This window comes from Lactobacillus kefiranofaciens, from assembly GCF_900103655.1.
Classification (GTDB): domain Bacteria; phylum Bacillota; class Bacilli; order Lactobacillales; family Lactobacillaceae; genus Lactobacillus; species Lactobacillus kefiranofaciens.
On sequence record NZ_FMXC01000061.1, the window covers coordinates 1 to 5316 of the forward strand.

8 protein-coding genes are annotated in these 5316 nt (G+C 35.0%); all 8 read right to left on the reverse strand.

What is annotated here, in order from left to right; translation table 11 throughout:
- Positions 1–91: 91 nt before the first annotated feature.
- Positions 92–751, reverse strand: a complete 660-nt coding sequence (locus BLP58_RS11275; RefSeq protein WP_013851266.1) for a hypothetical protein — start codon at positions 749–751, stop codon at positions 92–94.
- Positions 752–777: 26 nt separating this feature from the next.
- Positions 778–1011 (reverse strand): hypothetical protein, encoded by a 234-nt coding sequence (locus BLP58_RS11280; protein WP_013851267.1) that lies wholly within the window; start codon positions 1009–1011, stop codon positions 778–780.
- A 44-nt stretch (positions 1012–1055) separates the two neighbouring features.
- On the reverse strand, positions 1056–1778 hold the full coding sequence (locus tag BLP58_RS11285; protein ID WP_025084321.1) for a hypothetical protein: 723 nt from the start codon (positions 1776–1778) through the stop codon (positions 1056–1058).
- Positions 1779–1788: 10 nt separating this feature from the next.
- Positions 1789–2124 carry a hypothetical protein gene (locus BLP58_RS11290; RefSeq protein ID WP_013851269.1) on the reverse strand — a complete coding sequence of 112 codons (336 nt, stop codon included), beginning with the start codon at positions 2122–2124 and terminating at the stop codon, positions 1789–1791.
- A gap of 23 nt (positions 2125–2147) precedes the next feature.
- Positions 2148–2513: a hypothetical protein gene (locus BLP58_RS11295; protein WP_013851270.1), complete on the reverse strand. Its 366-nt coding sequence runs from the start codon at positions 2511–2513 to the stop codon at positions 2148–2150.
- Between the two features lie 18 nt (positions 2514–2531).
- Positions 2532–3179, reverse strand: a complete 648-nt coding sequence (locus BLP58_RS11300; protein WP_013851271.1) for a hypothetical protein — start codon at positions 3177–3179, stop codon at positions 2532–2534.
- A 359-nt stretch (positions 3180–3538) separates the two neighbouring features.
- A complete protein-coding gene (locus tag BLP58_RS11305; RefSeq protein ID WP_013851273.1) occupies positions 3539–4858 on the reverse strand; it encodes an RNA-guided endonuclease InsQ/TnpB family protein in 1320 nt (439 codons plus the stop codon).
- Positions 4859–4890: 32 nt separating this feature from the next.
- Positions 4891–5301 carry an IS200/IS605 family transposase gene (tnpA, locus tag BLP58_RS11310; protein WP_041817404.1) on the reverse strand — a complete coding sequence of 137 codons (411 nt, stop codon included), beginning with the start codon at positions 5299–5301 and terminating at the stop codon, positions 4891–4893.
- Between the last annotated feature and the right edge of the window lie 15 nt (positions 5302–5316).

Here is a 5316-nt window from a genome sequence, read left to right on the forward strand (position 1 = left end):
CTACTGGTCTTTTTGTTTGAGCTCAAGTCCAGATTCAAAGGACTTGAGCTTTTTTAATTAATTATTCAACTTACCGCAAAAAATTATACACTTAGATGTAATCCATAGTTCTTGCGGCAAGCCAAGCAGAATACTTATATCCTTGGTTTTTAAATCTAACATAACTATAAGTTTCTCGCTGAAAGTTCTTTTTAACTTTCCTCAGTAGCACAATATGAATTTTACAAATATGATTTAAACTATAATCCACTAATTTAATTTGCATTTGTAATTTTTTAGCTTCAGTAATATTTTCTTGTTGCTTAGCTCGCATTTTTCGTAAGGATGTCATGAAGTTTTTACGGTAATGGTGTTTAGTGTAATAATTCCACGATGTTTCAATTCTTTTATTCTTTTTAATCATAGCATCCCATATTTGGTTTCTCTTCGTAACCGTGTCAGCACGAGTTATTTTGTACTGCTCTACATTAGCTTGAAAATATATTTCATCCCCTTGTAGCAACTCTTGTGGTAATTCTAGCCAAGGCTTTGTTAGTTTTACCCATAAATGATCAGCAATTATGTGTTTACCTTTAGCATCAATAAAGTCGTTTTTATTAGCTAATCTAATTTTTTTATCTTGTGAATCTACAAGATATACATCAGTTAACAGAATTACAGGGATCTTTTGATGCTGACGATTAATTTTATGAGTAATATGATCAAAAGTTGCATGATAATACTGTGCTGGTTTTCCAAAATATTCTGCCAATCTAAATCTTTGTTTGTTCAAATTAATTATTTACTCCAGCTTTCGTTGATAATGTAGTGATTATTACACATATTAGGTATTAATTGACCATTGCGATAAATATATTCTACTCCATCAGCCTGATTAATGACTCTCCAAGAATGATTACAAAATTCTTGACTATTTACAAAAAAAGCAGCACTACGTTCTATCTGATCAATAGTGAGCTTATTATTCTTTTCTAAATTCTTTAACTCACACAGCAAATTTTTATCTTTCATCTTTTTTTACCCTAATATCATGAATAGTAAGAGTTAACTACAGTTTATATTGTAACTTTTCGCTGTTGTAGCAATCTTTTAAGGATGTACCTATAAGAAATACGATTATAGTAGTAGGTTTGTGTATCTATACAAAAATAAGCTGGATTTATTTCTGCCTTTCCAAAAGCTATCTTAAATACGCTACTAATAAATCCCGTTTCTTTACACATCTCATCAATGCTAATATCTTCTGATTTATCTTCAAGTTGTTGTAATTTTGTCTTAGTAATTCGTTTAACTGGAGCAAACGTCTTTTCATTATTGATAGTTGGAGCCGTATCAATTTTCTTCCTAATTACTTGAAGAAGTTTTTCAGCATCTCTCTTAGTTACAAATCTAAAGCTACCAGGGTATTCAGGAAATTGCTTAGATTTAATCTGCTTTTGCTTAACCACTCTTCTAAGCATTTCATCTTTTACCTTATATCCCTGCTCTTTAAGCTTATTAATGATCTGAAAGTATGCATAATACCCTTGCTCATTTATTGCATTCAAAATATCTTTGTTAATTCTATCTTTGACAGATTTTCGAATTATTCTATAAGCTTTTTCAGAAAAGTAGCCTTTATTATCTGTAACTCCTTTATAAGTGGCGTTAATACCTAAATGCTTCATTAAATCATACAATTCGGTTGAATCTAATCCAGTACTTTCAGCAATTTGATCAAAACTATAAATTTTATCAAATGGATCTAGTTCATATTTACTAAGTTTTTTAGTCATCATTACTCCCCACTTAATTTAGCAAATTTCCACTAACTAAATGCAATACACTCGGTGCAAAGAATATTGCCATAAGAAATGTAATTACGCAAATGCTTAGAACGGTAATTCCCCATCTAATTACATTTTCATCGCTATAGTCAATAAAAAATAAATAGATCAATGATGTAATTACATAAGCTAAGAAACCTATTATGACTATAATTAGTTGCACCAAAGTAATTTGCCCTGTTACTTTACTCAGGTTTATTGCTTTAATCATAGAAATAGTAGGCCATGCCCATAATAAAGTTAAAAATAAGGCTAAAATTACTACAATTGTTTCTTTTGCTTTCTCGTTATTCTTCATTATTTACTATTCTCCACTGCAAACTACTTTTTACTCATGCCTAGCAATATCATTACTAGCAATAGATTGGTTAAGTTAGTACCTGTAAACACTGCGTTTAATACTTGAACACCAGCTCCAATATCTTGAATAGGATCGAACCCAAGAACTTGAGTAATTGGAACGCCTAATCCCCATGAAGTCAGATATGTGGTCACTACTAATAAGACAACTACAATCTCATCTTTTATGAGAGATGAAGAAGTAATATGCGTAGGGACATGCTTATATTGCCCATGAATAAAGTAGATAGCCTTAATTAAAAGCAAAATAGCAAAAATACTTAATACATAACGTGTAACCGTAGAAAAGGCTGGCAAAACATTTGTTTTAACTAATTCTTCAATCATTCTTTTGCGCCTTTTGCTTTACCACCAAACAGTATTCATACTAGTATTAGCATTTACTACAGGTAGATTGTCATCAATATTGAACTCATCTGGATGCTCCTTTAGAAAATTTACAGCCTCTTTTCTAGGAAATGGTGTTGGATCTTCAAAAAACTTAAATTTTTTAAGAACATCTGCTGGCCAATTCTTAATAACGCTTTTAATCTTAGGATCATCTTGAGTTCTAATTAAATCAATAGTTGCTGCAACCGGCGTGTAATGCATTCTTATAGATTTTCCGATTTCTTTATTCATTAAGCGCATATGTCGATATAAGCCATCGTCATCGCAATCAAGCTTGTATCCCTGCCCCAATGAATAAATAGCACTGTAATAATCATAGCTCTGCATATACAAGCTAGAAATTTTGTGACTATAGGCTTCCCCTTTGCCAAATGGATGAAAAACATGTTCTTGGTCTAAGAAGCCCATTTCAGCATTCTCCCATTCCATCTTATGATTAGAATTTTGACGATAAACTAGTAAGCTTTGCTTATCTGTATATATAAGCGTTTGGTAGTAGATAGTAATGCCACCAATAGGAAGTTTGTGATAAGACAATTTATAGTCCTTACAGTTAAAACCAAAATTGCTTGAAATTGTGTAATATTGTTGTTTAGTTGCCATAATGTTCCCCTTTCAAATCAAATTTAGACTAATACTTTTAAAGAGAATTTTTTCTTTTGTAAATATTAATAAAATTAATTTACTTTCAAAAGAAAAAAGCATTTACAGTACATCTAAATTTAGTACCGCAAATGCTTTTCATCGTTAAAAAACTTATAATTCTTTTAATACACTAAAAATCCTCAGGTCTGCAATATCCTTCACCATGACCTACCACCCATCAAATAGATGGGTGGTCTCTTTGTTTAGAGTTTTTCTGCGAACAGCCTGACTTGTCCTCTTCATTCAAAAATGTCCACTCAAGTTTTCTTGAGCTTAGTGGCTTTCTAATCCCACAAGAGCATAGCGGTCGGCCTATTTTAGCAAGGCTGGGCCCCAGCCTGTATTTTACTTATTTTGCTTCCTAAGCTAACTGCTCTAGCCAAGATATTCTTGGAGGCATTTACGTCTCGATCGTGATGCGCATGGCAGTATGGACAATCCCATTCTCTGATAGCTAGCCAGTCCCTGGTCTTCATATGGGCGAATCTTGGATTCTTTTTCCCACATTCTGAACAGATCCGGCTAGTATACTGCGGTTTCACCACAATCAGCTTCTTGCCGTACCACTCGCATTTGTAAGCCAGCAGTCTTCTGAACATGCCCCAAGAAGCATTAGCGATATTGTGAGCCAGCTTATGATTGCCGAGCAGATTCTTGATTTTCAAATCTTCAATGACAATCACGTCATAGCTCTTAACCAGCTCAGTCGTTACTTTCTGCAGGTAGTCGTATCTAATGTTTCTGATCTTAAGCTGGTACTTGCTTTTGGTCTTTCTCAGCTTTTGCCAGTTGGCATAGTCGTACTTGTCTATCTTGGCTTCTTTGTGGCTTTGGTTGAACCGAGCTACCCGCTTTTCAATCGCGGTCCGATTGCGGTCGCAGTGGCTTTGGCGCTTAAGCATTGCTTTTTCCAGCTTGAAGGTAGCAGGCACGCCAAAACGCTTGCCATCACTGGTTACCAGCCATTCTTTGCCCAGGCCAACGTCAATCCCCACTGATTTGCCAGTTTTCTTAGACTTCACCTGATATTGAGCTAGCTGTCGTTTATCTTTCACAACAGAAAAGCTGATATAATAGCGGTCTAAATCTTGCCGATAGGAAATGACAGCTTTTTGGATTCGAACATTTCTCAGATTATTCAAAGAACTGGTTCTTAGCGTAATGCCGTTCTTCTTGCCAATTCTTAAGTGGTGCGGACTAAGCACTGCAATCTGAGCTTGAGCACCAGTCTTGGTCTGATATTTAACATTTTTAATCGTGGCAGTTTGAGAATAATACTTACGGCTTTTAAATCTGGGCTTGCCTTGCTTAATTTGTTTTTTAGTTAGAAAAGCCCACATGGCATCGCTAAAGCGTTCAACCGTAAATTGCAAAGACGTGCTGTTAACTCTTTTTAGCCATTCATGCTCCTTGCGCATCAGGGGAAGCCAGCTCTTCAAGACGCTAATTTTTGGAAATTTTAATTCAGGATTGGCTTCATAGCGTGCCTCAAAGGCAGCTACAAATTGATTCCAGACAAAACGATTAGCGCCAAACAACTGCCAAATCCAAGCTATTTGTTCACCTTCTGGGTAAATGCGATATTGTCTGGTGCCCAGTTGAATTTCATGTTCGGCAAGCTTAGTCTTAAAAGCCATAAATCTCATCTCCTTTCAATATTTAATGCGTATCATTTAAATGGTCTTTCCCATTGAGTTTCCACATAATGCTTAATAGTTTCTTCTGAGCAATTGCCTACTGTTCTGGCAAAATATGCTGGCGACCACAAATGGTGATGGTAAAAGGACCGCCTTAATTCAGGCTTCTGCTTAAAAAGCCATCTTGCAGTGGTGCCTTTAAGCTTCTTAATTAAAACGGTAACTGATATCCAAGGTGGCATAACCACCTCTAAATGCACATGATTGGGCATGATAGTCAGCGCCTCAACTTGACAAGAGTTTTCAGCACAAATTTTTCTAATCTTTTGATCAAGCATTTCTCTAATTTCAGATGTTAAAGCTTGATTGCGATATTTGGTTACCCAAACTAGGTGATAGATCAAAACTGAAACACTTGAAGAAGTATGATATTCTTTAACCATTAATATTAACTTAGC